The following is a 21,895-nucleotide window of genomic DNA, read 5'->3' as shown; positions in this document are numbered from 1 at the left end:
CCTCGCGGGATTCTCGCATTGCCGGCATCAACGCCTCGGGTCCGCAAAGCGCTTCGTCTCGCGCGCTTTCTCCTCGTCCGAGCACGGGAAGCCGAAAGTCGCGTCGAAATTGCACCCGGGCCCTCGCTCTCCGCGCACGAGCTTCTGCGGCGCCGCGAACCTCTCGGGCCAGACGAGACCGAGGAAATCCCTGGAATAGGAGCCGAACTCCGCAACCGCCGGAAGGAGCGGCGCGAGGGCGAACAGCGCGTCGCGCATACCGGGTGATACGAGCGCTCCGGCCTTCCCGCGCAGAGGCTGGGCCGTGGAGCCCGCGAACGCCGAGATCGGCGCGCCGAAAGATCCGTTCTCGCCGGTGAAGACCACGCAGGCATCGGGCGGGCGCACGGAAGAACAGGAAGGGATTTCTTTGAATGAAGAAAGCACGAGGCGACGGGTGAGCGTCTCGCCCCGCGGGAGGCGCCGGATGCTCTCCGAGGAGTCGCGACCGGAGAGGTCCTGAGAGGAAAGGAACACGAAACGTCCCGCCGGCGAAGAAACGAGGAGACGGGTGGAGTCTCCCTTCTCCTCCCTTTCAAAGAGAATTGAAATCTCCCACGTCTTCTCGAAGGTGAAATGCCACCTCGCAGGCGCCGCCGTGGCGACATGGGCGGCCAGGAGGAGCACCGCGGCGAAAGCGGCTTTCAACGGGAGAGCGCCGTCCAGACCCGCCCCTCTATGAACGCCTTCACGAGCCAGATGTCCAGCTTGTCCTTCTCGGCCTCGGCCGCGAGGACCTCGAGAGCGCGGTCGTGCGGCATCGCCTTCTTGTAGGGGCGGTCCGACGCGGTGAGCGCGTCGTAGATGTCGCAGACCGTGAGCGCGCGCGCCGCGGGCGGGATCTCCTGCGGGCCGACGCGCCTCGGGTAGCCCGAGCCGTCGAGCTTCTCGTGGTGCGCGTACGCGATCTGGGGGACGCGCGCGAGGTCCGGCGTCCACGGAATCGTCGAGAGGAACCGCCAGGTGTGCGTCACGTGGCTCTCGACGTCGAGCCGTTCCTCCTGCGAGAGGCTTCCCTGCGCGATGGAGAGGAACCGGAACTCCTCGGGCAGGAGAAGCGTCGCCGTCCGGCCGCGCCGGTCGCGCCACGGGCGCCCGACGAGCCGTTCGAGAGTTCCGCGTGCGTCCTTCGGGAGGATCGTCGGCTCGTTCGCGGCGGCGACCTCCTCGAACGCCGCCTCGATCTCCCGGCTCCGCGAGTCCGCCGCCTCCGCGAGCGCGGCGAGGTCGCGGTCCGTCACCGGCCGCCCGTCCTTCGCAAGGCGCTCCAGCAGCGCTCGCGCGTCCTCGAACTCCGCCGCGGCGAGAACGTAGTCGAAGCGGTCGCGGATCCGGCGCAACCCGTCCTGCTCGATCTTCTTCGCCTTGACGAGCACGCGCTCGGGGATCGAGATCTTTCCGAAGTCGTGCAGGAGGGCCGCCGTGAAGATCTCGCGCATCTCCTCGCGCGAGAACGAGACGGAGGCGTACGGGCCGTCCGGCGCGCGGTCCACGAGCCCCGCGAGCTCGACCGTGAGGGCCGCGACGCGGTTGCTGTGGCCGGCGGTCGTCGGGTCGCGCTGCTCGACGGCCACGATGGCCGCCTGCGCGAAGTCCTCAAAGAGGCGGCGGATGGAGGCCGTGAGCTGGTTCGCCTTCAGGCAGACCGCCGCCTGCGTCGCAAGGGAGAGGAGGAGCGGGACGAGGTCTTCCGGGTACGGCTCCGGGCCCGCGGGCCCGAGCCGGTTCATGAGCTGGAGGACGCCGACGAGGTCCCCGAGGTGGTCCTTCATGGGGACGACGAGCATCGCGCGCGTCCGGAACCCCGTCGCGACGTCGAAGGCGTCGTTGTGCCGGTAGGGGGCGTCCTTCGGAATCGCGTAGGCATCCCCGAGAACGAGCGGGGCGCCGTGCACGGCGACCCAGCCCGCGAGGCTCCCCTCGTCGACGGGCACGGTGCGTTCCTTGAAGGCGAACGAAACGGCGTCGTTCTGCGCGAGCTTGAAGCGCAGCCGCCTTCCGCCGCCGGGCACGTCCTCGGCGAGGTAGAGGGAGCCCGCCTCGGACCCGGAGAACCGGCGCGACTCCGTGAGGATCGTCTCGAGGAGCTTCTCGAGGTCGCGCTCGGCCGAGAGCGCGATTCCGATCCGGTTGAGCGCCGCGATGCGCTCCTCGGCCTGCCGGAGGCGCTCCTCGAGGGAGCGCGGGTCCGGGCTCACCGCCCGCTCCCGGGCGCCGCCGCACGGGCGATCGGCTCGACCACGCGCTCGCGTGGAAAAATGACGCGGAACCGGCTCCCCTTCTCGCGGCCCTCGCTCTCGGCGGCGATCGTCCCGCCGTGCGCCTCCACGATGGCGCGCGCGATCGAGAGGCCGACGCCGAGGCCCCCGTAGCGCCGGCTCGAGGACGTCTCTTCCTGCCGGAAGCGCTCGAAGACGTGCGGGAGGAAGTCCGGGTCGATCCCGTGGCCTTCGTCCGCGACGGCGAGCTCGAGCCCGCCGTCCCCGGCGCGCGCCACGGTCACCTCCACCGTGCCGCCGGTCGGCGAGAACTTCACGCCGTTCGCGAGGAGGTTCCAGACGACCTGCTTGAGGCGCGCGGGGTCGCCCTCCATCGCGGGCAGGTCGCGCTCGATGTGGCAGCGGATCGCGACGCCCCGTTTGGCGGCCCCGGGTGCCACGGCGTCCAGCGCGCCCGCGATCGTCTCGGAGAGCCGCACGCGCTCGCGCCGGAGCTCGAGCCCGAAGTTGTCGATCCGCGAGAGGTCGATCAGGTCCGCGAGCATGCGGCTGAGCGTCTCGGACTGCCCGAGAATCGCCTCCAGGGCGCGCTTCACGGGAGGATCGCCTCCGTGCGAGTCGAGGAGGACCTCGGCCCAGCCCACGATCCCCGTGAGCGGCGTGCGAACCTCGTGGGAGAGGTTCGCGAGGAAGTCGTCCTTGAGGCGGTTGCTGCGCTGGAGCTCCTCGATGAGCCGCGCGTTGCGCAATGCGATCGCGCACTGCTCGGCGAGGAGCGTGAGCGTGGCGCCGTCCTCGCGCGTGAACGCGCCCGCGCGGTACGACATGACCTCGAGGACGCCGAGCCGCTGGTCGCCGACGCGGATCGGCACGGCCATGAGCGCGCGCACGTCGGGGTTCGCGACCGAGGCGCGCGCGCGGGCCCTCTGTTCCACCGGATCGCCCTCGGCGAGCTCGTCGAGGCCGTTCACGGCCGTGAAGACGGGCCGGTTCTCGCGGAACGCGCGGCCGGCGCTCCTGAGGCGCACGGCAGGACGCGGCGCCGACCCGCCGCCGTGCAGGGTCATGACGCCGACGCCGAAGACCGCCGCGACGGAGAGGTTCCGGCCCGGCGGGTCCGCGACCCACGCCACCGCACCGTCCGCGGCCGGGAACGCCCGCGTCGTCTCCTCCACGACGGACGTGAGCACATCCGGAGCGTGGAGGCGGAAGTTCAGGAGCTGGGTCGCGCGCGCCACGGCCTCGAGGACGCGCGTGCGCTGCTCGAAGGCCCCGACGAGCTCCGCGAGGCGCAACGCGAGCGCGGCGCGCTCGGCGAAGGCGGAGATGTTCCGGGCGTCGGCGTCCGAGAACGCGGCCGCGTCTCCCGACTGGAGGTCGAAGACGCCGATCACGTGCTCGTCGAGGACGAGCGGCACGACGAGCTCGGAGCGCGCATCGGGCCACCCGACCACGTAATCCGGGTCGCGCGAGACGTCGGGGACGTTGACGACGCGCGCGGTCCGCGCGGCGAGCGGGATGAGGCCGGGCGCGTCGAGGGGGATCACGGAGACCGGGTCGCCCGGCGACCACCACTTTCCGCGCCGCCCGAACTGCACGAGGGCGCTCCGGTCGCGGTCGACGAGGAGCATGCTGCTCGCGTCGCGGCCGAAGTGGGTCGCGAGCGCGTCGAGAATCTGCGTCAGGAGGACGTCGCGGTTCGCCGTGCGCGTCAGGAGCGCGCGCGAGGCGTCCGCGAGACTGCGCGCCTCGCGCATGGACTGGGCGACGGCCTCGGCCGTGCGGCGCTGCTCAAGGGCGACCCCCACGAAGTCCGCGAGAGACTGCAGGGTCTCGACGTCGTCGAACTCGATGCGCCGCGCCTCGTCCCGGGTCGCGACCGCCATGACGCCGATCGTCTGGCCCGCCGAGCGCATCGGAAAGACCCCCACGGAACGCGCGCCGATGCGGACGAACCGCTCGCGCGACGCGCTCTCCGGCTCGAGGCGCACGTCCGTGATGATCATCGGCTGCCCTGTCTCGAGCACCCGGAGCGAGTACGTCGGGTTCTCGGGTGAGAGCGGGATGTTCCCCTCGAATTCGTCCTCGCGCGTCCCGCCGTATCCGCCGAGCCCGGCGAGGGCGTCCCCCTCGGGTGCGAGCAGCGAGAAGACGGCGATCGGGTACAGGAGCGTGTCCCGGAGGCCCGTGAGGGCCGTCTCGACGACGTCCTTCACGGTCGTCGAGCGCTGAACGGCCGAAGCGAGGTCGAAGAGGACCGAGAGGCGGTCGCGCTCGCGACCCAGCTCCTCGATGAGCTCGGTCTGCTTGAGCGCGGCCGAGAGGTGGTGGACGGCGGACTCGAGAAACGCGACGTCGTCGGGCGCCCAGTCCCGCCTCTCGACCGTCGCGGCGCCGACGAAGCCGCGGAGGACGCCGTCGATTCCGATCGGGACGAGGAGGAGCGAGACGATCCCGTTCCGGCGGCACGCGTCCACCTGGTCGATCAGCTCGGGATCGGCGAGGACGTCCGCCGCGATGATCGGCTGGAACCGCCGAAGCGACGGGGGGATCCGCGGGGCGGCGCCGGGTGGGACGAGCATGGAGAGCGGCGGCGCGCCCCCGGTGGCCCAGGCGGCACGCGCGACGAGCGTCGCGGGCCCGGCCTCGCTCCCGAAGAGGAAGAGGGTGAGGCGGTCGACCTCGAGGATCCGGCCGATCTGCGAGATGGACCAGTCCAGGAACTCCTGGAGCTGGACGCCCTCGACGAGCGCAAGGGCGAACTCCGAGAGAAAACGATCCCTCACGCCGCCCTCGGCGCCCCGACGGAATTCCTCGGCCACGACGGGGGATTATGACGCCCGCCCGGCGCCGGGTGTGGCCGGCGCGCGCCCTCAGTTGGGAGTCAGGAGGGGGCTGAACACCAGGTACGGGTTCACGACGAGGGCACGGCCGCCGGACGCGTCGTCCTCGTCCCGGAAGATCGCGAAGTGCAGGTGCGGGCCGCCGATCACGTGGCCGGTCGCGCCGACGTCGCCGAGCCGCTGGCCCTTCACGACGTGGTCCCCGGGCCTGAGGCCCTTTTCGTGCTTCGCCAGGTGGGCGTAGAAGAACGTGTAGCGGCCGGTCGTGTCCCGGAGGTACACGACCTTCCCGCCCTTCCGGTCGCGCCCGAGCCGCTCGATGACGCCGTCCGTCACGGCGAGCACCGGCGTGCCGCGCGGCGCGGGCAGGTCGATCGCGTGGTGCTTCTTCTGGCGGCCGCGCTTGGCGGAAAACGTATCGCGGAACTTCGCGCGATCGAAGGCTTCGAGCGGGATCGGAAAATCGGACGAGAGGAGGCCGGCGATCTCTTCCTCGGGAAGCGAGGCCGGCCGGCTGTTCGTCTTCCGGACGACGAGGCCCGTGACGGTCCGGGCGAGGTTCTTCCAGAAAGCGAACTGAGCGGGCGAGAGATTCGCGGCGGCCGCGGGAACCGGCTCGGCATCGGCCTCCTCGGCGCCGTCGTCGGGGTCCTCCTCATCCTCGGCGCGGGCGGCCGCCGGATCGACCGGCCGCTTCAGCCAAGCGAGGTCGGCCGCGTCGGCCGAGGAGAAGCAGTGACCCGTCTCGGGGTCGCGCACCGGGCAGGCGGCGGACGGAGCCGTGTCCGAGCCGGCAAGGGCCGGAGCGGAGGCATCGGGTCCCGCGACCGCGACGAGCACGGGCGGCTCGGAGGACGCCGCCGACACCTCACCGGCCGCGCCCAGCGCTCCGGCGAGGGCGGCCGCGAGGAGAAGGCTCAGCTCACTCGCTCCAGGTAGGAGTTGTCGCGCGTGTCGATCTTGACGACCGTACCCGCCTCCACGAACTGCGGCACCTGCACCATGAGACCCGTCTCCAGTCTGGCCGGCTTGTAGGACGCCGACGCCGTCGCGCCCTTCATGCCGGGCTCGACCTCGACGATCTTCAGGTTCACCGTCGTCGGCAGCTCCACCGAAACCGGGTTGCCGTCGTAGAAGTCGATCTCGATGACCGTCTCGGGGAGCAGGTACTTCATGGACTCGCCCACGACCTCGTCGTCGAGGCGGATCTGGTCGAAGGTCTCCTGGTTCATGAAGTGGTGGCCTTCGGTGTCCGAGTAGAGGTACTGCATCTGGTGCGTGTCGAGGGAGGCCTTCTCGACCTTGTCCTCGGACCGGAACCGATGCTCGTTCATGGCCCCGGACTTGAGGTTCCGGAGCTTCGCCTGGACGAATCCGCGGAGGTTCCCGGGCGTCTTGTGCAGGACGCTGTGCGCGCGGTGCAGCTCGCCGTTGTGGATGATGATCATGCCGGGGCGGATTTCGGTGGCGGAAATCATTGGTACTCCAAGAGTTCTGGAATCACCGGGGGGCGCTCCTGGCATGGGGGAAGACGAACCACCCGGCCCGACCCGCTGGCGGACCTCAAGCCTAACCCACCCCCCGACGGAAAGACAAGCGGCCCGGGTCCAGGGGACCCGGGCCGCCGGAAAGACCTGAAAAGAGGGCGCTTACTTCTTCGTGAGGACGAAGTGCGTCCGGCGGTTCTTCGACCAGGCCGACTCGTCGTGGCCTTCCACGAACGGCCGTTCCTTGCCGTAGGAGATCGTCTTGAGCTTCGCGGGGTCGACGCCGAGCGAGGCGAGGTAGTCCTTCGTCGCGTTCGCGCGGCGGTCGCCGAGCGCCAGGTTGTACTCGCGGGTGCCGCGCTCGTCGCAGTGACCCTCGAGGAGGAACTCGGCGTCCGGGTGCTTCTTCATCCAGCCCGCGGCCATGTCGAGCTTCTCGCGCGAGTCGGCCCGGATCTCGGACTTGTCGTAGTCGAAGAAGATGTCCTGGACGTACTTGTCGATCGGCTCTTCGACGGCGGCCGGCGGGGGCGGCGGCGGGGGCGGCGGCGCGACCGGCGGCGGGGGCGGCGGCGCGCACGTGAACTTCACGGACGCGGTCTCGCGGCGCTTGCCGTTCTGCCCGATCGCCCAGGCGGTGGCCGTGTGCGGGCCCGTCGCGAGGTTGTTGAACGTCGCGGCGAGCGGCGTCTTGTCCGCCGGGATCGTCTGCGATGCGCCGCCGTCGACCGAGATCTCGTAGGCCTTGGGCGGGAACGTGCAGTAATCGCCCGCGACGGGCGTCACGGACACGGCGACGGCCTTGCAGGCCTCCGCGGAGAGCGTGTCGCCCTCGGCGGGCGCCGAGACGCGGAACGCGGGCCCCGTCTGGCACGTGCAGGCGCCGAGGAACAGCGCAGCGACGGCGATCAGGGTGACGCCGGCGCGCCGCGCGAGGAATCCGGGAGAGGTCGCTTTCACGTCAATCCTCCTGTTCAGGGCATCGGGTCGGTGCGACCTGCGCGCTCGTTGCGCTGCACGGGCGCGGAGGGTCCGGGCGTCACGGCGGAGCGGTGCGTCGGGAACATCGCGGCGAGCTGGCTTGCGAAGTCGAGCGTGAAGATCTGCTCGATCGCCATCGCCTTTTCAGCATCGTTCATCGGGGCCCAGGCGTAGGGCTGCGTGTACGCGCCCGAGAGCCCGCCGGCCGTGCCGCCCGCGTAGAGGTACGTCGAGAGGTCGGGCTCCTTGAGGGTGGCCGGGAAGCTCCTGTTGATGAAATTGATCATGTCGTCGGCCAGCAGGGCGTAGCCGATCGGCGTCAGGTGGAAGCCGTCGTACGAGAACGCGCCGCCCGTCAGGAAGGCCGCATTGATCGTCGCGCCGCCGTAGTCGAAGCCGGCCTTGAGGCGGCTGAGGAGGTCGTTCGGGTCGTAGAACTTGTACCCGTTCGCCACCGCGGCCGCCTTCGCCGCCGCGTTGTACTCGGCGCCGCGCGTCTTGAGGAGCGTGATCTCGTCCAGATAGAGCAGGACGCCCGGGCCGGCGGCGCTGCTCGAGTCCGGGAGCGGGTTGTTGCATTTCGGAAGAGTCGGGGCCACCGCGCACGGGATTCCGTAGCCGAAGGGCATGTACGAGGCGGCAGCCAGCGTGACGATCGTCGTATTCGGAATCGCGCAGGCCGGAACGCCCGTCGCGCAGCCCTTCGGTCCGAGGAGCGGGATCGGCGCGCCGCCGACGAGGACGAGCTTGCCTCCGCTCGTCACGTACGGCGGGAGCGTCGTCGTGAACGGGATGTTCGTGATATCCACGACGCCGGTCACGATGCCGTTCTTCTGCCGGGCAGCCAGCTTCGCAACGGCGGCGTTCGTGTCGGCCGCGAACGAGGCGAGCGGCGTGACGGTCACGCCGTCGATCGCGGTTCCGCTCGTGACCGCGCCGAGGTAGTCGTTTCCGAAGTTCGCGAGAACCACGAACGTCGGGCTGAGGGAAATGGCCTGGTCGACCTGCGATCCGATGTGGAACACGGAGTTCCTGAGCGTGAGGTCGATGAAGCTCCGGCACGCCCCCGCGGAGGGCACGTCGGCCGCCGTCGTGGCGTAGAGCATGTCGTGGATCGCGCAGCCGCCGATCGCGAGGTTGTTGTACGGCCTCGGGAGGGCGAGATTCGCGGGCGTGCCCGTCGAAGGCTCCGCGCCGAACGACGGCGCGAGCGACGTGAGGACCATGCAGCCGCCCTGGCCCGGGTCGTTGATGATGGGCTGCTGGAAGTCGGCCACGTTGTTCGCGCGCGCGATCACGGCCGACGGCGAGTCGACCTGGACCCGTTTCGTCAGGCAGTTGGCCGAGAAACCGGCCCCGATCGAGTCGCCGATCCAGACGAGCTTGCTGAGGTCCACCTGGGCGGCGGCGGGAAGCGCGATGACGGCCGCGAGCGCGGCGGCGGTGAAGAGGCGGAGGAGGGTGTGAGGGGTTTTCATGTTCTTCCTGGCTCCCTCAGAAGGTGGTCTTCATGCCGACGCTCGGGAGGATCGCGAACGTCTGGTAGGTGGCGCTGAAGTTGTCCTTGTTCGTCGTGACGGTGCGTTCGTGGAACCACAGGAAGAGCGACGAGAAGTTGAGCTGGACGCCCTTGAGGACGTTGAAGCCGGCGCCGATCGTCACGCCCGTGCGGTTGTTGTCCGGGAGGAACGGCGAGGCGTCGAAGTCGGGCTGCGGCGTCTGGTCGTAGACGAATCCCGCGGCGACCCACCCCTTCTTGCCCTTGTAGAGCGCTCCGGCGCGGACGGCCCACGTGTTCTCCCAGCTGTGCGGGAGGACCGAGTCCGCGAGGCCGTCGATGCGGATGACCGTCTGGTCGAACACCTTCCACGTCGTGTAGTTGCCGTCCACCTCGAGCGTCAGGTTCGGGGTCACGTCGTACGCGACGCCGAAGGACGTCAGGGAGGGGAACTGCAGCGTCGTGCGCCCGTTCGGGTTGGTGCCGAACGGCAGCAGCGTGGAGACCGCGGCGTCGAACTGCGGGCTGCCCGAGGAGATCTGGTAGAACTGCGCGGGCCCCTCGAGGTCGACGTCGACGTGCGCGTGGTACGAAACCCCGAAGCGCAGGCGGTCGCACGGCTTGATGAGCATGCCGGCGGTCCACGTCACCTTGATGGGCGTTCCCGTCGAGATGAGGCTCAGGTGCGCGATGTCGGTGACGCGCTGCGTGAAGGGGTTCACGGCCTGGACGTTCCGCGAGAGCTTCACGTCCGTGAAGCGGACCTCGGGACCGGCGCCGATCGCGATCGCGTCCGAGACCTTCCACGCGAACTGCGCGCTCACGGAGAGCTGGCGGAGGTCGGTGCGCTGGTTGATGACGCGGCCGCGAAACGTGTCCGCGTTCTGCCAGGGCACGCCGAGGCCGTTCGGCGACCACATGCCCAGCGACACCTTCAGGTCCTTGCTCAGCGACGTGACGGCGTACATGTTTCCGAACCAGTAGAGGGGCTTGGCCATGTTCGCCGAGTAGCCTTCGCCGGGGAACGGGTTCAGGCCGTCGAGCCGCGCCGTGGGCCGCAGGACTCCGAAGATGCTGCCGTCCACGATGGTCTCGTCGATGAACGCGTTGCCGGCCGGGTTGTAGAACATCGCCGACGGGTCATCGGCGGTGGCGGCGAACGCGCCGCCCATCGCATTGCCCTTCGAACTCTGTTCGAAGAGCGCGAAGCCCGCGGCCTCGAGTCGGGCCGCCGGAAGGGCGACCGCGAGGCCGACGAGCACGAGTGCCGCCAGCCGGGTCCCAATCGCTTTGAACACCGGTTCCTCCTTCACGTCGCTATACAGGAAAGCGAGTAAGTCGTCTTTTCGGCCCGATTCTACAGACAAAGGCAAGTCTGGCGACCAGCGTTTCATTCCGTCAAGGGTGCAGCCGAATCAGACCGCCTCCCGGCGCGTCAACGCGGGCGCGCCCCCATGGTCGCGACGGCCACGGCGCCCGGCCCGGTGTGGGCGGCGAGTACGGGGGTGACCTCCACGACGTACTCCTCCGCCCCGGGGCGCCCGGCGAGCAGCTCCCGGGCGATTCTCTCCGCCAGCTCGGGGGCGTCGGCGTGGGCCACGGCGAAAACCGGCGCCGGGACCCCCGAGGCTGCATTCAGGGACTTCTCGACGAGCCGGACGCAGGCCCGGGGGAAGCCCCGGGCAGCCCCGCCGGCGCGCGCGCGGCCCGCCGCGTCGAGCGTCAGGAGCGGAACGACCCCCAGCAAGTTGGCGAGGCGGCGCTGTCCCGCCGTCACCCGGCCTCCCCGGACGAAGGAGTCCAGGGACGGCACGGCGGCCAGGAGCCGCACCCGGGCCGCGGCGTCCTCGGCGGCACGGACGACCTCGGCCAGGCCCTCCCCCCGGGCGGCCGCCTGGGCCGCGGCCCGCACGACCAGCCCCTGGGCAACCGACACGGCCTTCGAGTCCACGACCTCGACCGGAGCGAAACCGGCCCGGCCGCCGAGCGACGCCGCCGCGAGCCGCGCGGCCGAGGTCGTCCCGGACAGGGCGCCGGACACGTGGATCGCGACCACGGGCGACCCGTGCCCGGCGAGCGCGCCATAGACCTCGCGGAAGTCGGCCGCCGGCGGCTGCGACGTGCGGGCCGTGATCCCTTCCGCGCGGAGCCTGCGGTGGAACTCGGCCGGCGTGATCGTGACGCGGTCGAGAAACGTCTCCTCGCCGACGATGAGCCGCAGCGGCACGAGCGCGATCTCTTCCCGCTCGAGGAACACGTCGGGCAGGTCGCAGGCCGTGTCCGTCACGATCGCGACGCGTCCGGCCGGGCGGACGCGGCCGCCGCCCGCCTCGTCGCGCTGCGCGCGCATGTCCTCGGCCTTCGTCTCCTCGACGCGCCCGAAACGCCGCGCGACCTCGAAGACGTCCTCCGGGCGGTTCACGTGCATGTGGAGCCTCACGCGGGTCGCGCTCCCGACGACGGCGAGCGAATCGCCGAGCGGCGCTGCAGCCCGGCGGAGCGCCTCGCGGTCGATCCCGGCTCCCGACAGGAGCACCTCCGTGCACCACCGGAAGAGAAGCGTCTCCTTCGCCTCGCGGATCCGGGCCTCGACGCGGTCCGCCGGGGCGGGCGGCGGGGCGACGCCCCGCACCGCGTAACCGGCGGCGACGCCCTCGAGAAAGTCCACGAACCCCTGTGCGCCCGCGTCGACGACGCCGGCCTTCCGAAGAACGGCCAGCTGGTCGGGCGTCCGCGCGAGGGCGGCTCGAGCGGCAGTCCGCGCGGCAAGGAACGCGGACGCCCAGCCGCCGCCGGCGGCCGCCCGCTCCGCCTCCCCGGCCCACGCGTCGATCACGGAGAGGAGCGTCCCCTCCTGCGGGTGGGCCATGGCCCCGCGAGCCGCGCGCGCGGCGGCGCGGGCGGCTCGCCCGAACGCGGGCGCCGGGAGGCGGGCGTCGTCGCGCACGGCTTCCGCGAAGCCCTCGAGCGCCTGCGCCACGATCGCGCCCGAGTTGCCCCGCGCCCCGAGGAGCGCCTCGTCCGCCGCGCGGCGCGCGACGGCCGCGACGCTCCGCTCGCGCGTCCCGGCGATCGCCGCGGAAACGCGGTTCAGCGTCGCGGCGAGATTCGAGCCCGTGTCGCGGTCCGCGACCGGGAAGACGTTGATGCGGTCGATCGCCTCGCGGTGCAACGCGACCGCGCGGGCTCCCGCCACGAGGGCGCGAGCGAGGCGCCGCCCGTCGAGATACGGCACGCGGACTCGAGGCATTCAGGAGATTCTATTTGCTTCGGAGCTACTTCACCGGCGCGCGGAGGACGGGTGCGAAGTTTCCGACCTTCGACGCCTCGCGGGCCGCACCCGCTTCGTCGAGACGGCGCACGGGCGTCGTGTGCGGGGCGCCGTGGACGATCTCCGGGGACGTCTCGCACTCGCCCGCAATCGCGATCATCGCGTCGATGAACGCGTCGAGCTCTTCCTTCGGCTCGGACTCCGTCGGCTCGATCATGAGCGCGCCGGGCACGATGAGCGGGAAGGACATCGTCGGCGGGTGGAAGCCGTAGTCCATGAGCCTCTTGGCGACGTCGATGTTGTGGAGCCCGTGCGCGGCCTGCTTCTTGTCGTCGAACACGACCTCGTGGTAGCTCGGCGCGTCGTACTTCAGGTGGTAGAACGGCTCGAGCTTCCGGCGGATGTAGTTCGCGTTCAGGACGGCGTTCTCGGCCACCTCGTGGATGCGGTTGCCGTAGGACACGATGTACGTGAGCGCGCGGACGAGGACGCCGAAGTTCCCGTAGAACGTCCGCATCTTTCCGATCGTGTCCGGGCGGTCGACCTCGAGGCGGAAGACGCCGCCGTCGTTCTCGACCGTCGGGACCGGGAGGAACGGAACGAGCGCCGGCGCGACGCCGACGGGCCCCGCGCCCGGGCCGCCTCCGCCGTGCGGCGTCGAGAACGTCTTGTGCAGGTTCATGTGCATGACGTCGACGCCCATGTCCGCCGGCCGCACCTTGCCGACGAACGCGTTGAAGTTCGCGCCGTCGAGGTAGAGGTACGCGCCCTTGTCGTGGACCATCTTCGCGATGTCGAGGATCCGCTCCTCGAAGACGCCGAGCGTGTTCGGGACCGTGATCATGAGCGCCGCGACGTCCTCGTTCAGCTTCGACGCGAGCTCCGCGAGGTCGAGCGTGCCGTGCGCGTTCGACGTGAGCTCGACGACGTCGTAACCGGCGAAGTGGGCCGTGGCCGGGTTCGTGCCGTGCGCCGAGTCCGGGACGAGGACGTTCTTGCGCGGGTTTCCGGCCTTGACGTGCGCGGCCCGGATCATGAGCGCTCCGGTGAGCTCGCCGTTCGCGCCGGCCGAGGGCTGGAGCGTGACGCGCGCGAAGCCCGTGAGGGCCTTGAGCGCCTGCTCGAGCCGCCACATGAGCTCGAGGTTCCCCTGCGCAAGATGCTCCGGCGCGTAGGGGTGCGTGTCGTTGAACCCCGCGAGGCGCGCGATCTCCTCGTTGATGCGCGGGTTGTGCTTCATCGTGCACGACCCGAGGGAATAGAGCGCCGTGTCGATCGCGAAGTTCATCTGCGAGAGGCGCGTGAAGTGGCGGACGACGTCCACCTCGCTCGCCTCGATCTCGCCCGCGACCTCGGGTCGATGCTGAGCCCCGAAGATACGCTCGGCGTCGGCCGCGGGCACGTCGAGCGCGGGCAGGTGGACGCCCGTGCGGCCGGCGCGCGTCGCGTCGAAGAGGGAGCCGAAGCGGCGGCGCCGGTCGAGGCGCGCATCCGCGCGGACGATGGGTTCGGACACCAGGGTTCCGTGGTCGCTCATCTCAGAAGCTCCTCAGGACGGCGAGGAGGCCGTCGAGCCCGGCGCGCGGAACCCGCTCGGTCACGGCGACGAGAAGAAGGTCGCGGTGCGCGGGGCCGAGCGGGTCGAGGCGCGCGTACGGGACGCCCGCGAGGATCCTGTTCTCCTCGGCGCGGCGGAGAACCGCGTCGACGCCCGGGCCGCAGCGCAGGGCGAACTCGTTGAAGGTCTTCCCGGAGAACGGGAGCGAGAACGGGCCCGCGAGGGCTTTCACGCCCGCCTTGAGGTACTCCGCCTTCGCGAGACACTGGAGCGCGGTCTCGCGCAGGCCCTGCTTGCCGAGCGCCGAGAGCGTCATGGTCGCGGCGAGCGCGAAGAGGCCCTGGTTCGTGCAGATGTTCGACGTCGCCTTCTCGCGCCGGATGTGCTGCTCGCGCGTCGAGAGCGTGAGGCAGAACGCGCTCGCGCCGTCCGCGTCCACCGTCTTGCCGACGAGGCGGCCGGGGATCTGGCGCTTGAACGCGTCGCGGCAGGCGAGGAAACCCACGAGCGGGCCGCCGAACGACGGCGGGACGCCGAAGGACGCCGCCTCGCCGCAGGCGATGTCGACGCCGCGGGCGCCGGGCGGCTGGAGCACCGCGAGCGAGAACATCTCGTTCACGACGCCGATCGCGAGCGCGTTCTTCGCGTGGGCCGCGGCCGCGAGGCCGTCCCAGCTCTCGACGACGCCGAACGCGTTCGGCGACTGGACGGCGACGGCGAACGTCGCATCATCGACCGCGGATTCCAGGGCGGCCGCGTCCGTGAGGCCGTCCGCCCCGACCGGAACCTCGACGATCGTGAACGGGAAGTTGGCGAGGTACGTCCGGAGGCACCGGAGGTATTCGGGGTGGATGCCCTGCGAGACGACGACCTTCGTCTTCTTCTTCGTCAGGCGCTCGGCCATGAGCACCGCCTCGACGAAGGCGGACGCGCCCTCGTACATGGAGGCGTTCGCGATGTCCATGCCTGTCAGGAGCGCAACGTGCGTCTGGAACTCGTACACGGCCGTGAGCGTTCCCTGCGAAACCTCGGGCTGGTAGGGCGTGTAGGCCGTCAGGAACTCGCCCCTCAGGAGGAGCTGCGAGACGAACGCCGGCGAGTGGTGGCTGTAGAGGCCGGCGCCGAGGAAGGACGTCCAGTCGGACAGCGATGCGTTCGAGGCGGCGAGGGCGCCGAAGTCGCGGCGGACCTCGATCTCGGAGGCGGGCGGCGGGAGCGGCGGCGTCTCGCGGTGGTAGACGGCGCGCGGCACGGTCGCGAAAAGGTCGTCGACCGACGAGGCTCCGACCGCGGCGAGCAGCTCGGCGCGCTCGTCGGGACTGTTCGGGATGTAGCGCATCGGGTGATTCCTTCCCGGCTCGATCTACGCCGAGGGTCAGGCCTTGGCTTCTTCCTCGACGAATTTCTCGTAGTCGGTCGCGTTCAGGAGGGCGTCGACCTCGGCGTCCGACGAGAGCTTCACCTTCACGAGCCAGCCGTCGCCGTGCGGGTCCTCGTTCACGGCGCCGGGCTCGTCGGCGAGGACCTTGTTGGTCTCGAGGATCTCGCCGGCCACGGGCAGGAAGATCTCGGAGACCGCCTTCACGGACTCGATCGTCCCGAACTCCTGCCCGGCGTCGAAGATCTCGCCGATGTCCGGGAGGTCGACGAACACGATCTCGCCGAGCTCCTTCTGGGCATGGTCGCTGATGCCGATCGTGCCGACGTCGCCGTCCACGCGGATCCACTCGTGGCTCCTCGTGTAGCGGCGGTCGTCCGGATAGTTGCTCATGTCCTTCTCCTGTAGAACGGCGTCGGTACGACGACGGCCGGGACGCCGCGGCCCCGCACGTCGATCGCCAGGACGGTGCCCGGCGCGGTCTTCTCCGTTGGGACGTAGGCGAGGCCGATGGGCTTGCCGACCGTGGGCGTCTGGGTTCCGGACGTGACGACGCCGGCGGCCCCCGCGGCCCCGCCCACCTGCACGGCATAGCCGTGCCGCGCGATCCCGCGGCCCGTGACCTCGAAGCCGACGAGCTTGCGCGGAACGCCCGCCTCTTTCTGTTTCGCAAGCGCCTCGCGGCCCTGGAAATCGCCCTTCTTCATCTTGACGATCCAGCCCAGGTTCGCCTCCCACGGCGTGTGGGCGTCGTCGATGTCGTTGCCGTAGAGCGCGAGGCAGGCCTCGAGGCGCAGCGTGTCGCGCGCGCCGAGCCCCGCCGGCAGGATCCCGTGCGGCTGGCCAGCCTTGAGGATCGCGTCCCACACGTCGCCCGCGCGGTCGGGGTGAAGGTAGACCTCGAAGCCGTCCTCGCCCGTGTAGCCCGTGCGCGAGAGGAGCGCGGGGATGCCGAGGACCTTCCCCGGCTCGGAGCGGTAGTACGTGATCCGCCCGAGCGGCGTTTCGGTGAGCGTCTGGAGGATCGTCTCGGCGCGCGGGCCCTGCACGGCGATCTGCGCCCAGATCGGGGACTCGTCCTCGACGGACGCGCCCGGGCACTCGGCGGCCTTCGCCCACGCGACGTCCTTCGGCGTGTTCGAGGCGTTCACGACGAGGAGGTAGTCGTCCGCCGCGAGGCGGTACGTGAGCAGGTCGTCGACGAACGTGCCCTGCGGCGTCAGGAACGCCGAGTACTGGACCTTGCCGTCGTCGAGCGCGGCGACGTCGTTGCACGTGAGGCGCTGGACCACCTCGAACGCCTTCGGACCCTTGACGCGGATCTCGCCCATGTGGGAGACATCGAAGAGGCCGGCGCGCTCTCGGACGGCGCGGTGCTCCTCGGACAGCCCGGAGTACTCGACGGGCATGTCCCATCCGCCGAACGGGACCATCTTGCCGCCGAGCGCACGGTGCCGCTCCCAGAGCGGCGTATGCCTGAGAACCGGGGCCGAATCCGAGGTGGGACCGCTCATCGCCGCGCCGGGACGATAGATCCCGCCCCCCGCCCCGTCAACCGATGCACGTGCACCGAGCGGCGGATAATCCCGGGGTGGGAAGCGCACGCGACGCCGAGCTCCTCGCGGGGGCGCGTCCCCGCCGCGTTTTCGCCGCGGGAGACGAGATCCGGGACGGCGACTCCCCGGCCGGCGCATTCCTGTTCCTGGAAGGCTCTGCGGAGCTCCTCGCCGAGACGCCGTTCGGCCCGCACCCGGTCGCGCGCCTCTCCGCGCCGGCGCTCGCCGACCTCAGCGCGACGCTCGGCGGAGCGTCCCGGGTCGCGCGCCTCAGGCCGGAGGCGGGGTCCCGGGCCGTCTTCCTTCCCGCGGACGAGGCCCGCGCCCTCGTGTTCGCGGGCGGCGATGCGGGCGGAGCGTTCCGGCGGATCGCCCTCGCGAGCCTGACGTCCGCGATCCGCGACACGAACGCCTCGCTCGCGAGGTTCTTCGAGGGACTCTCGGTGAAGCCCGTGGCTCCGGACCCGACGCGCGCCCACACGATCGACTCCGACGTGGACCTCGCCCGGGCGCGCGACCTCTTCGAGACCGCGGGCCTCGATCCCGCGATCCTCCCGGCGCTCGGCCTCACGGCGCGCACGGTCATGCCGGGCGCCGCGCTCGTGAAGGCGGGCGACTCGGGACACGAGGCGTTCCTCCTCGTCGAGGGCAGGCTCCGCGTCTCCCTCGACATCGCGGGCGCCGGCGAGGAGGCCCTCGCGATCCTCAAGCCCGGCGAGATCGTGGGCGAGATGGGCCTCGTCGACGACGCACCGCGATCGGCGGACGTGTACGCGCACGGCGGCCCGGCCGTCGTCTACGTCCTGACGCGCAACGTCGTGCAGGGTCTGCTCGGAAGCGGCGCGCCGGAAGGCGCTCCCCTGCTCGGCGGCCTGACGCTTCTCCTCGCGCGGCGGCTGGAGGAGGCGATCAAGAAAGCGGCCGGCTTCCGAATCCTCTCCGGCCCGATCTGACTACTGCTTCTTCAGCCGTTCCTTGACCGTCGCGCGGAGCTCGCCGGCGGTCGGGGCGATCAGGACGCGGACCGTCTTCGTCTCGTAGCCTGGAGCCGAGAGAGCGACCTGGTAGACGGCCATGTTGGCGAACGTCATCTCTTCCTTCAGCCACTTCGACGCGGGGCCGTACTCCTTGCCGTTCACGGTGACCATCGCGTCGGGCGGGTCCACGTTGAAGAGGACGGCGCCGATCGACTTGTAATTCGGCCGGCGGAAGCTGCCCTCCGGGCCCGTCGGTCCGTCCGGCACGCCCTTCGGGAGGTCCTGCTCGATCGTGACCTTGTCGTCGGCCGCGGTCGAGCGGACGATGACGTCCACGAGCAGGTCCCGGTGCTCCGGGTAGCAGATGCGGAGCCGGTGCTGGCCCTCGAGGTTGAACGTCAGGAGCGAGCCGCCGCCGGCGTCGTCCCAGTCGTCCGAGATCCCGATGTAGTTGCCGTCCATGAAGACGCGCGCCTGGCTGGGCGAGACGTTGATCTTGAGGAAGCGGCGGATCGTGTACGTGAGATCGACGGGCTTGACCGCGGCCACGGTCGGCTTGGCGGCGGCCTTGGCGGCGGAGGCCGATGCGGAGGCCGCGGCCTCGCTCGGCGTCGGTTTCACCCTCGTCTTCTTCGGAGCCGGCGGGGGCGTGGGGGCCGCGGGCGCAGCGCTCGCGGCCGGGGTCTCGACGACCGCGACGGCGGGGCCGCCCGTGGACGGAGCGGCCACGGAAGCGGGCGGTGCCGGCGCCGGCGCGGACGTTGCGGCCGGGGACGCCGAGGTGACCGGCTGAGCGTCCGTGGCCCCGCCCTTCTTCAGCGCGACCGCGACGAGGACGGCGAGGGCGGCGACGATTCCGAGCGCTCCCAGAGTCGCGGCCGAGAGGCCCTTCTTCGCGGCCGGCGGGCCGACCTTCGCCTCGGCCTTCTTCGCGACTTCGCCCATCCGGCGGCCGGTCGTGATCGTCGGGGACTCCGAGTCCGACGCCGCCGGAGCTGCGCCCACGGGCCCCGGGGACATGACCGGCATGGCCGCCGTGGGCGCCATGGACGCGTGCGGCGACTGCGGCGGCAGCTGGGGCGTCGCGGGCGACGACGGCGTCGACTTCCCTCGCTTGACGCGGCTTTCCGAGAAGCTGGCCGTCGAGCCGACCGGCGAGAAGCCGAGCACCGCGCGCAGGTCGTCCGCAAGCTCGGCGGCGTCCGCGTAGCGGTTCGCGCGGTCCTTCGCGAGGCAGCGGCTCACGATCGCCCCGAGCCCCTCGGGCAGGTCGCCGGCGACCGCGGCCGGATCGGCCGGCTCCTCGTGGAGGATCTGGTACACGAGCGTCGTGAGGGTGTCCGCGGGGAACGGCTTGCGCAGCGTCACGGCCTGATAGAGGACGACGCCGAGCGAGAAAATGTCCGTCCGCGCGTCCAGCTTGTCGCCCTTGATCTGCTCGGGCGACATGTAGGCCGGCGAGCCGACCATCTGGCCCGTGGACGTGAGCTCCGTGTCGCCCGTGAGGAGCTTGCCGATCCCGAAGTCCGTGACCTTCGCCGAAAGCGACGGCGACAGGAGGATGTTCGCGGGCTTGATGTCGCGGTGCAGGACGCCGCGCTCATGGGCGTGCGCGAGCGCCTCGGCGACTTCGGCGACGACGCGGACGCGGTCGCGGATGGAGAACCCGGCCGGGTCGGCCAGTCGCTGCGAGAAGCTCCCGCCCTGCACGAGCTCCATCGCGAGGTAGAGCACGCCCTGGTCCTCGCCGACGTCGAACACCGTCACGATGTGCGGGTGCTGAAGGCGGCCGGAGATCTTCGCCTCCTTCAGGAAGCGGGCCTTGGCCTCGTCGGCGCTGAAGCTCTTCTCCCCGTCGTCGAAGCGGATCGTCTTCAGGGCGAGCTCGCGCTCGATCTGCGGGTCGCGCGCGAGGTAGACGACGCCCATCGCGCCTCGCCCGAGCGTGCGCAAAATGACGTACCGACCGATCTTTTCGGGCTGCAATGAGACTCCGGCGCCGGATTCTAGCGGAGGCGCCTCGAGACCCCGTGATCAGCCGCCCGAGGGTTCGTCGTCGCTGATCAGATCCGATCCGGGAGGCGCCTCGTCGTAGGCCTTTTCGCGGCGGGCGAGCTCCTCGCGCGCCTCGGCGACACGCGCGGCCGGCACGCCGACTTCGACGCCCGACAGGTCCTCGCTCTCGGTCGGCGTCAGGTGGAAGCTCTTGTCCACGACGCGGGCCGGGATTCCGCGGCTCTCGAGAAATCCCGCGATGAGCGCCGCCTCGGACTCGTTCGCCGCCGACGTGACCCCTTCCCAGCGCTCTTCGTCCTTCGTCGCGTCCATGTCCGCCTCCTTCAAGCGATCACCCGGATCGCCGGTGCACCCGACCGTATCCCGAAAAACCGTCCCACGACCGCCGCGGGAGCGTCGCCTCCGCCGCGCAGCGCCGCCACGAGCGCCTCCGCCTCCGATTCCCGGACGGCGAGGAGCAAACCCCCGGACGTCTGGGCGTCGGCCGCGAGGAGAAGATCGTCCTCGGCGACGCCGGACGCAACGTCGAGGCCGGGCCGCGCCGCGGCGAGGTTCCGCCGCGAGCCGTCGGGCGCGAAGCCCGCCGCAACGAGACGCCGGGCGCCCGCGAGGACGGGCAGAGCCGACGCGGAAACCTCCGCCGAGACGCCGCCGCCCCCGAGCATCTCCTTCAGGTGGCCGAGGAGCCCGAAGCCCGTCACGTCCGTCGACGCCGAGACGTCGAAGGCGTCCGCGGCGCGCGCGGCCGCGCGGTTGAGCCGGATCATCGAGGCGACGGCGCCCTCCTCCTCCTCCGGCGTCGGGCCCTCGCCGCGGCCGAGGAGCGCGCGGATCGAGCCCTCGCGCAGAACGCGCGCGCGCAGCGCGGAGGTGAGGATGCCGGTGCCGAGCGCCTTCGTGAGGACGAGCGCGTCGCCCGGCCGGGCGCCGACGTTGCGGCGCAGGCGCGAGAGCTTCGCGCGGCCCGTCACGGCCATGCCGTAGACCGGAACGTCGAAGTCCGTCGAGTGGCCGCCGAGGATCGGGATCCCGGCGTCCTCGGCGACGGCCGCGCCGCCCGCGAGAATCTCGCCCAGGACCTCCATCGGGAGGGCCTTCGCCGGAAAGCCGACGAGGTTCAGCGCGAAGAGCGGCTCGCCGCCCATCGCCCAGACGTCCGAGAGGGCGTTCGCGGCCGCGACGCGGCCGAAGTCGAACGGCGAGTCCACGACCGGCGTGAAGAAATCCGTCGTCGCGAGCAGGCACTCGGCGTCGGGGTCGTCGGCGTCCCCGAGGCGGAATACGGCAGCGTCGTCGGACGAGTCGAATCCGACGAGAGCGCGCGGATCGTGCACCCGCGGCAGCGCACCCAGCAGTTTCACCAGGTCAGACTGACCCAGCTTGCACGCTCAACCCGCCGACGACGCGAACGTCAGGATCGACGGATGAGCCTTCGCAGACTTCTCCATGGGAAGAGTCTACGCGGGCGAAGCGCCGAACCTTCTAGCCGAGGTCTCCGCCGACGAACGACTCGCCGATCTGCTTCAGCACCATGTTCGTCGCGACGCCGGCGAGGGCGCCGACGATGGCGCGCCCGCGATAGCGGCCCACGATGAAGCCCACCGCGGCCGCGCCCACGAGGCACGGGATCGGGTGCTTCTGGACCGTCTCGAGAACGGTCTTCTGCCAGTCGCCGGACGCGATGAAGCCGAACGGCTCACCGAGCGCGCCGACCGGGCCTTCGGGCGACGCGCCGTGAGGAGCGGGCGGGCGGGCGGCGCCGTCCATCAGTCGTCCCTTCGCCGCATGAGGAGCCCGAGCGCGAACCCGACGCCGAGCGCGATCGCCACCGACTTGCCCGGGTTGTCGCGGACGTAGCCCGCGACGTTCGCTTTCACGTCTTCCCACTCGGTGTCCGCGATCTTGTCGCGCAGCGCGGAGGCGCGCGCCTTGACGTTGTCGGCGACCTCCGAGACACGCTCGCGGACCCGGCCCGCGCCCGAGGCGGCGGCATCGCGCGTCGCGTCGATCTTCTGCTCCACCGCCCGGGCGGCGTCTTCGACGGTGTTGTTGGCCATGAGGTCCTCCTTCGG

General features: G+C 71.1%; 19 protein-coding genes. 1 reads left to right on the top strand and 18 read right to left on the bottom strand.

Going from position 1 to position 21,895, the window contains the following annotated elements:
• Positions 1-27 precede the first annotated feature (27 nt).
• From IPL89_05850 to gcvT, 13 genes are all read right to left on the bottom strand, one after another.
• Positions 28-687, bottom strand: a complete 660-nt coding sequence (locus IPL89_05850) for a hypothetical protein (GenBank protein ID MBK9062705.1) — start codon at positions 685-687, stop codon at positions 28-30.
• Positions 684-2,237: a GAF domain-containing protein gene (locus tag IPL89_05845; GenBank protein ID MBK9062704.1), complete on the bottom strand. Its 1,554-nt coding sequence runs from the start codon at positions 2,235-2,237 to the stop codon at positions 684-686. Before IPL89_05845 ends, IPL89_05850 begins: the two co-directional genes overlap by 4 nt.
• Complete coding sequence (locus IPL89_05840) at positions 2,234-5,044, bottom strand: GAF domain-containing protein (GenBank protein MBK9062703.1); 2,811 nt, start codon at positions 5,042-5,044, stop codon at positions 2,234-2,236. The genes IPL89_05845 and IPL89_05840 overlap by 4 nt, the downstream gene beginning before the upstream one ends.
• 87 nt (positions 5,045-5,131) lie before the next feature.
• Positions 5,132-5,968, bottom strand: a complete 837-nt coding sequence (locus IPL89_05835) for a M23 family metallopeptidase (protein MBK9062702.1) — start codon at positions 5,966-5,968, stop codon at positions 5,132-5,134.
• Between the two features lie 50 nt (positions 5,969-6,018).
• Positions 6,019-6,579, bottom strand: coding sequence for an elongation factor P (gene efp, locus IPL89_05830; GenBank protein ID MBK9062701.1), 561 nt, complete (start codon positions 6,577-6,579; stop codon positions 6,019-6,021).
• Between the two features lie 171 nt (positions 6,580-6,750).
• Positions 6,751-7,215 (bottom strand): peptidoglycan-associated lipoprotein Pal, encoded by a 465-nt coding sequence (gene pal, locus IPL89_05825; protein MBK9062700.1) that lies wholly within the window; start codon positions 7,213-7,215, stop codon positions 6,751-6,753.
• A gap of 347 nt (positions 7,216-7,562) precedes the next feature.
• The gene (locus IPL89_05820; GenBank protein ID MBK9062699.1) at positions 7,563-9,047 is read right to left on the bottom strand and encodes a hypothetical protein; all 1,485 of its coding nucleotides are present in this window, start codon (positions 9,045-9,047) and stop codon (positions 7,563-7,565) included.
• A 16-nt stretch (positions 9,048-9,063) separates the two neighbouring features.
• Positions 9,064-10,365 carry an outer membrane protein transport protein gene (locus IPL89_05815; protein ID MBK9062698.1) on the bottom strand — a complete coding sequence of 434 codons (1,302 nt, stop codon included), beginning with the start codon at positions 10,363-10,365 and terminating at the stop codon, positions 9,064-9,066.
• A gap of 137 nt (positions 10,366-10,502) precedes the next feature.
• Positions 10,503-12,317 carry a DegV family EDD domain-containing protein gene (locus IPL89_05810; GenBank protein ID MBK9062697.1) on the bottom strand — a complete coding sequence of 605 codons (1,815 nt, stop codon included), beginning with the start codon at positions 12,315-12,317 and terminating at the stop codon, positions 10,503-10,505.
• A 25-nt stretch (positions 12,318-12,342) separates the two neighbouring features.
• Positions 12,343-13,875, bottom strand: coding sequence for an aminomethyl-transferring glycine dehydrogenase subunit GcvPB (gene gcvPB / locus IPL89_05805; GenBank protein ID MBK9062696.1), 1,533 nt, complete (start codon positions 13,873-13,875; stop codon positions 12,343-12,345).
• Between the two features lies 1 nt (position 13,876).
• Positions 13,877-15,235, bottom strand: a complete 1,359-nt coding sequence (gene gcvPA / locus IPL89_05800; protein ID MBK9062695.1) for an aminomethyl-transferring glycine dehydrogenase subunit GcvPA — start codon at positions 15,233-15,235, stop codon at positions 13,877-13,879.
• A 36-nt stretch (positions 15,236-15,271) separates the two neighbouring features.
• On the bottom strand, positions 15,272-15,667 hold the full coding sequence (gcvH, locus tag IPL89_05795) for a glycine cleavage system protein GcvH (GenBank protein MBK9062694.1): 396 nt from the start codon (positions 15,665-15,667) through the stop codon (positions 15,272-15,274).
• Complete coding sequence (gcvT, locus tag IPL89_05790) at positions 15,664-16,788, bottom strand: glycine cleavage system aminomethyltransferase GcvT (protein ID MBK9062693.1); 1,125 nt, start codon at positions 16,786-16,788, stop codon at positions 15,664-15,666. Before gcvT ends, gcvH begins: the two co-directional genes overlap by 4 nt.
• A 77-nt stretch (positions 16,789-16,865) precedes the next feature.
• Here gcvT and IPL89_05785 point away from each other — a divergent pair, with 77 nt between their 5' ends.
• Positions 16,866-17,783 (top strand): cyclic nucleotide-binding domain-containing protein, encoded by a 918-nt coding sequence (locus IPL89_05785; GenBank protein ID MBK9062692.1) that lies wholly within the window; start codon positions 16,866-16,868, stop codon positions 17,781-17,783.
• On the opposite strand, the gene IPL89_05780 is transcribed toward IPL89_05785, so the two are convergent.
• From IPL89_05780 to IPL89_05760, 5 genes are all read right to left on the bottom strand, one after another.
• Positions 17,784-19,793: a serine/threonine protein kinase gene (locus IPL89_05780; GenBank protein ID MBK9062691.1), complete on the bottom strand. Its 2,010-nt coding sequence runs from the start codon at positions 19,791-19,793 to the stop codon at positions 17,784-17,786.
• A 48-nt stretch (positions 19,794-19,841) separates the two neighbouring features.
• Positions 19,842-20,135, bottom strand: coding sequence for a DUF2007 domain-containing protein (locus IPL89_05775; protein MBK9062690.1), 294 nt, complete (start codon positions 20,133-20,135; stop codon positions 19,842-19,844).
• 11 nt (positions 20,136-20,146) lie between these two features.
• A complete protein-coding gene (gene selD, locus IPL89_05770) occupies positions 20,147-21,184 on the bottom strand; it encodes a selenide, water dikinase SelD (protein MBK9062689.1) in 1,038 nt (345 codons plus the stop codon).
• A 121-nt stretch (positions 21,185-21,305) separates the two neighbouring features.
• Positions 21,306-21,590 (bottom strand): hypothetical protein, encoded by a 285-nt coding sequence (locus tag IPL89_05765; protein ID MBK9062688.1) that lies wholly within the window; start codon positions 21,588-21,590, stop codon positions 21,306-21,308.
• Entirely contained in the window at positions 21,590-21,880 is a 291-nt protein-coding gene (locus IPL89_05760; GenBank protein MBK9062687.1) for a DUF883 family protein, read from the bottom strand. The genes IPL89_05765 and IPL89_05760 overlap by 1 nt, the downstream gene beginning before the upstream one ends.
• Positions 21,881-21,895 lie beyond the last annotated feature (15 nt).

This window comes from Acidobacteriota bacterium (genome assembly GCA_016716715.1).
Lineage (GTDB): Bacteria > Acidobacteriota > Thermoanaerobaculia > UBA5066 > UBA5066 > Fen-183.
Note: the sequence above shows the minus strand (reverse complement) of the source record. Positions and strands in the feature narration are given on the sequence as shown.

What these genes read in the sequence shown, in the direction of transcription:
- efp (MBK9062701.1), bottom strand. Translation starts at nt 6,579, where the DNA reads ATGATTTCCGCCACCGAAATCCGCCCCGGCATGATCATCATCCACAAC.
- IPL89_05820 (MBK9062699.1), bottom strand. Translation starts at nt 9,047, where the DNA reads ATGAAAACCCCTCACACCCTCCTCCGCCTCTTCACCGCCGCCGCGCTC.
- IPL89_05810 (MBK9062697.1), bottom strand. Translation starts at nt 12,317, where the DNA reads ATGCCTCGAGTCCGCGTGCCGTATCTCGACGGGCGGCGCCTCGCTCGC.
- gcvPB (MBK9062696.1), bottom strand. Translation starts at nt 13,875, where the DNA reads ATGAGCGACCACGGAACCCTGGTGTCCGAACCCATCGTCCGCGCGGAT.
- gcvPA (MBK9062695.1), bottom strand. Translation starts at nt 15,235, where the DNA reads ATGCGCTACATCCCGAACAGTCCCGACGAGCGCGCCGAGCTGCTCGCC.
- gcvH (MBK9062694.1), bottom strand. Translation starts at nt 15,667, where the DNA reads ATGAGCAACTATCCGGACGACCGCCGCTACACGAGGAGCCACGAGTGG.
- gcvT (MBK9062693.1), bottom strand. Translation starts at nt 16,788, where the DNA reads ATGAGCGGTCCCACCTCGGATTCGGCCCCGGTTCTCAGGCATACGCCG.
- IPL89_05775 (MBK9062690.1), bottom strand. Translation starts at nt 20,135, where the DNA reads ATGGACGCGACGAAGGACGAAGAGCGCTGGGAAGGGGTCACGTCGGCG.
- IPL89_05765 (MBK9062688.1), bottom strand. Translation starts at nt 21,590, where the DNA reads ATGGACGGCGCCGCCCGCCCGCCCGCTCCTCACGGCGCGTCGCCCGAA.
- IPL89_05760 (MBK9062687.1), bottom strand. Translation starts at nt 21,880, where the DNA reads ATGGCCAACAACACCGTCGAAGACGCCGCCCGGGCGGTGGAGCAGAAG.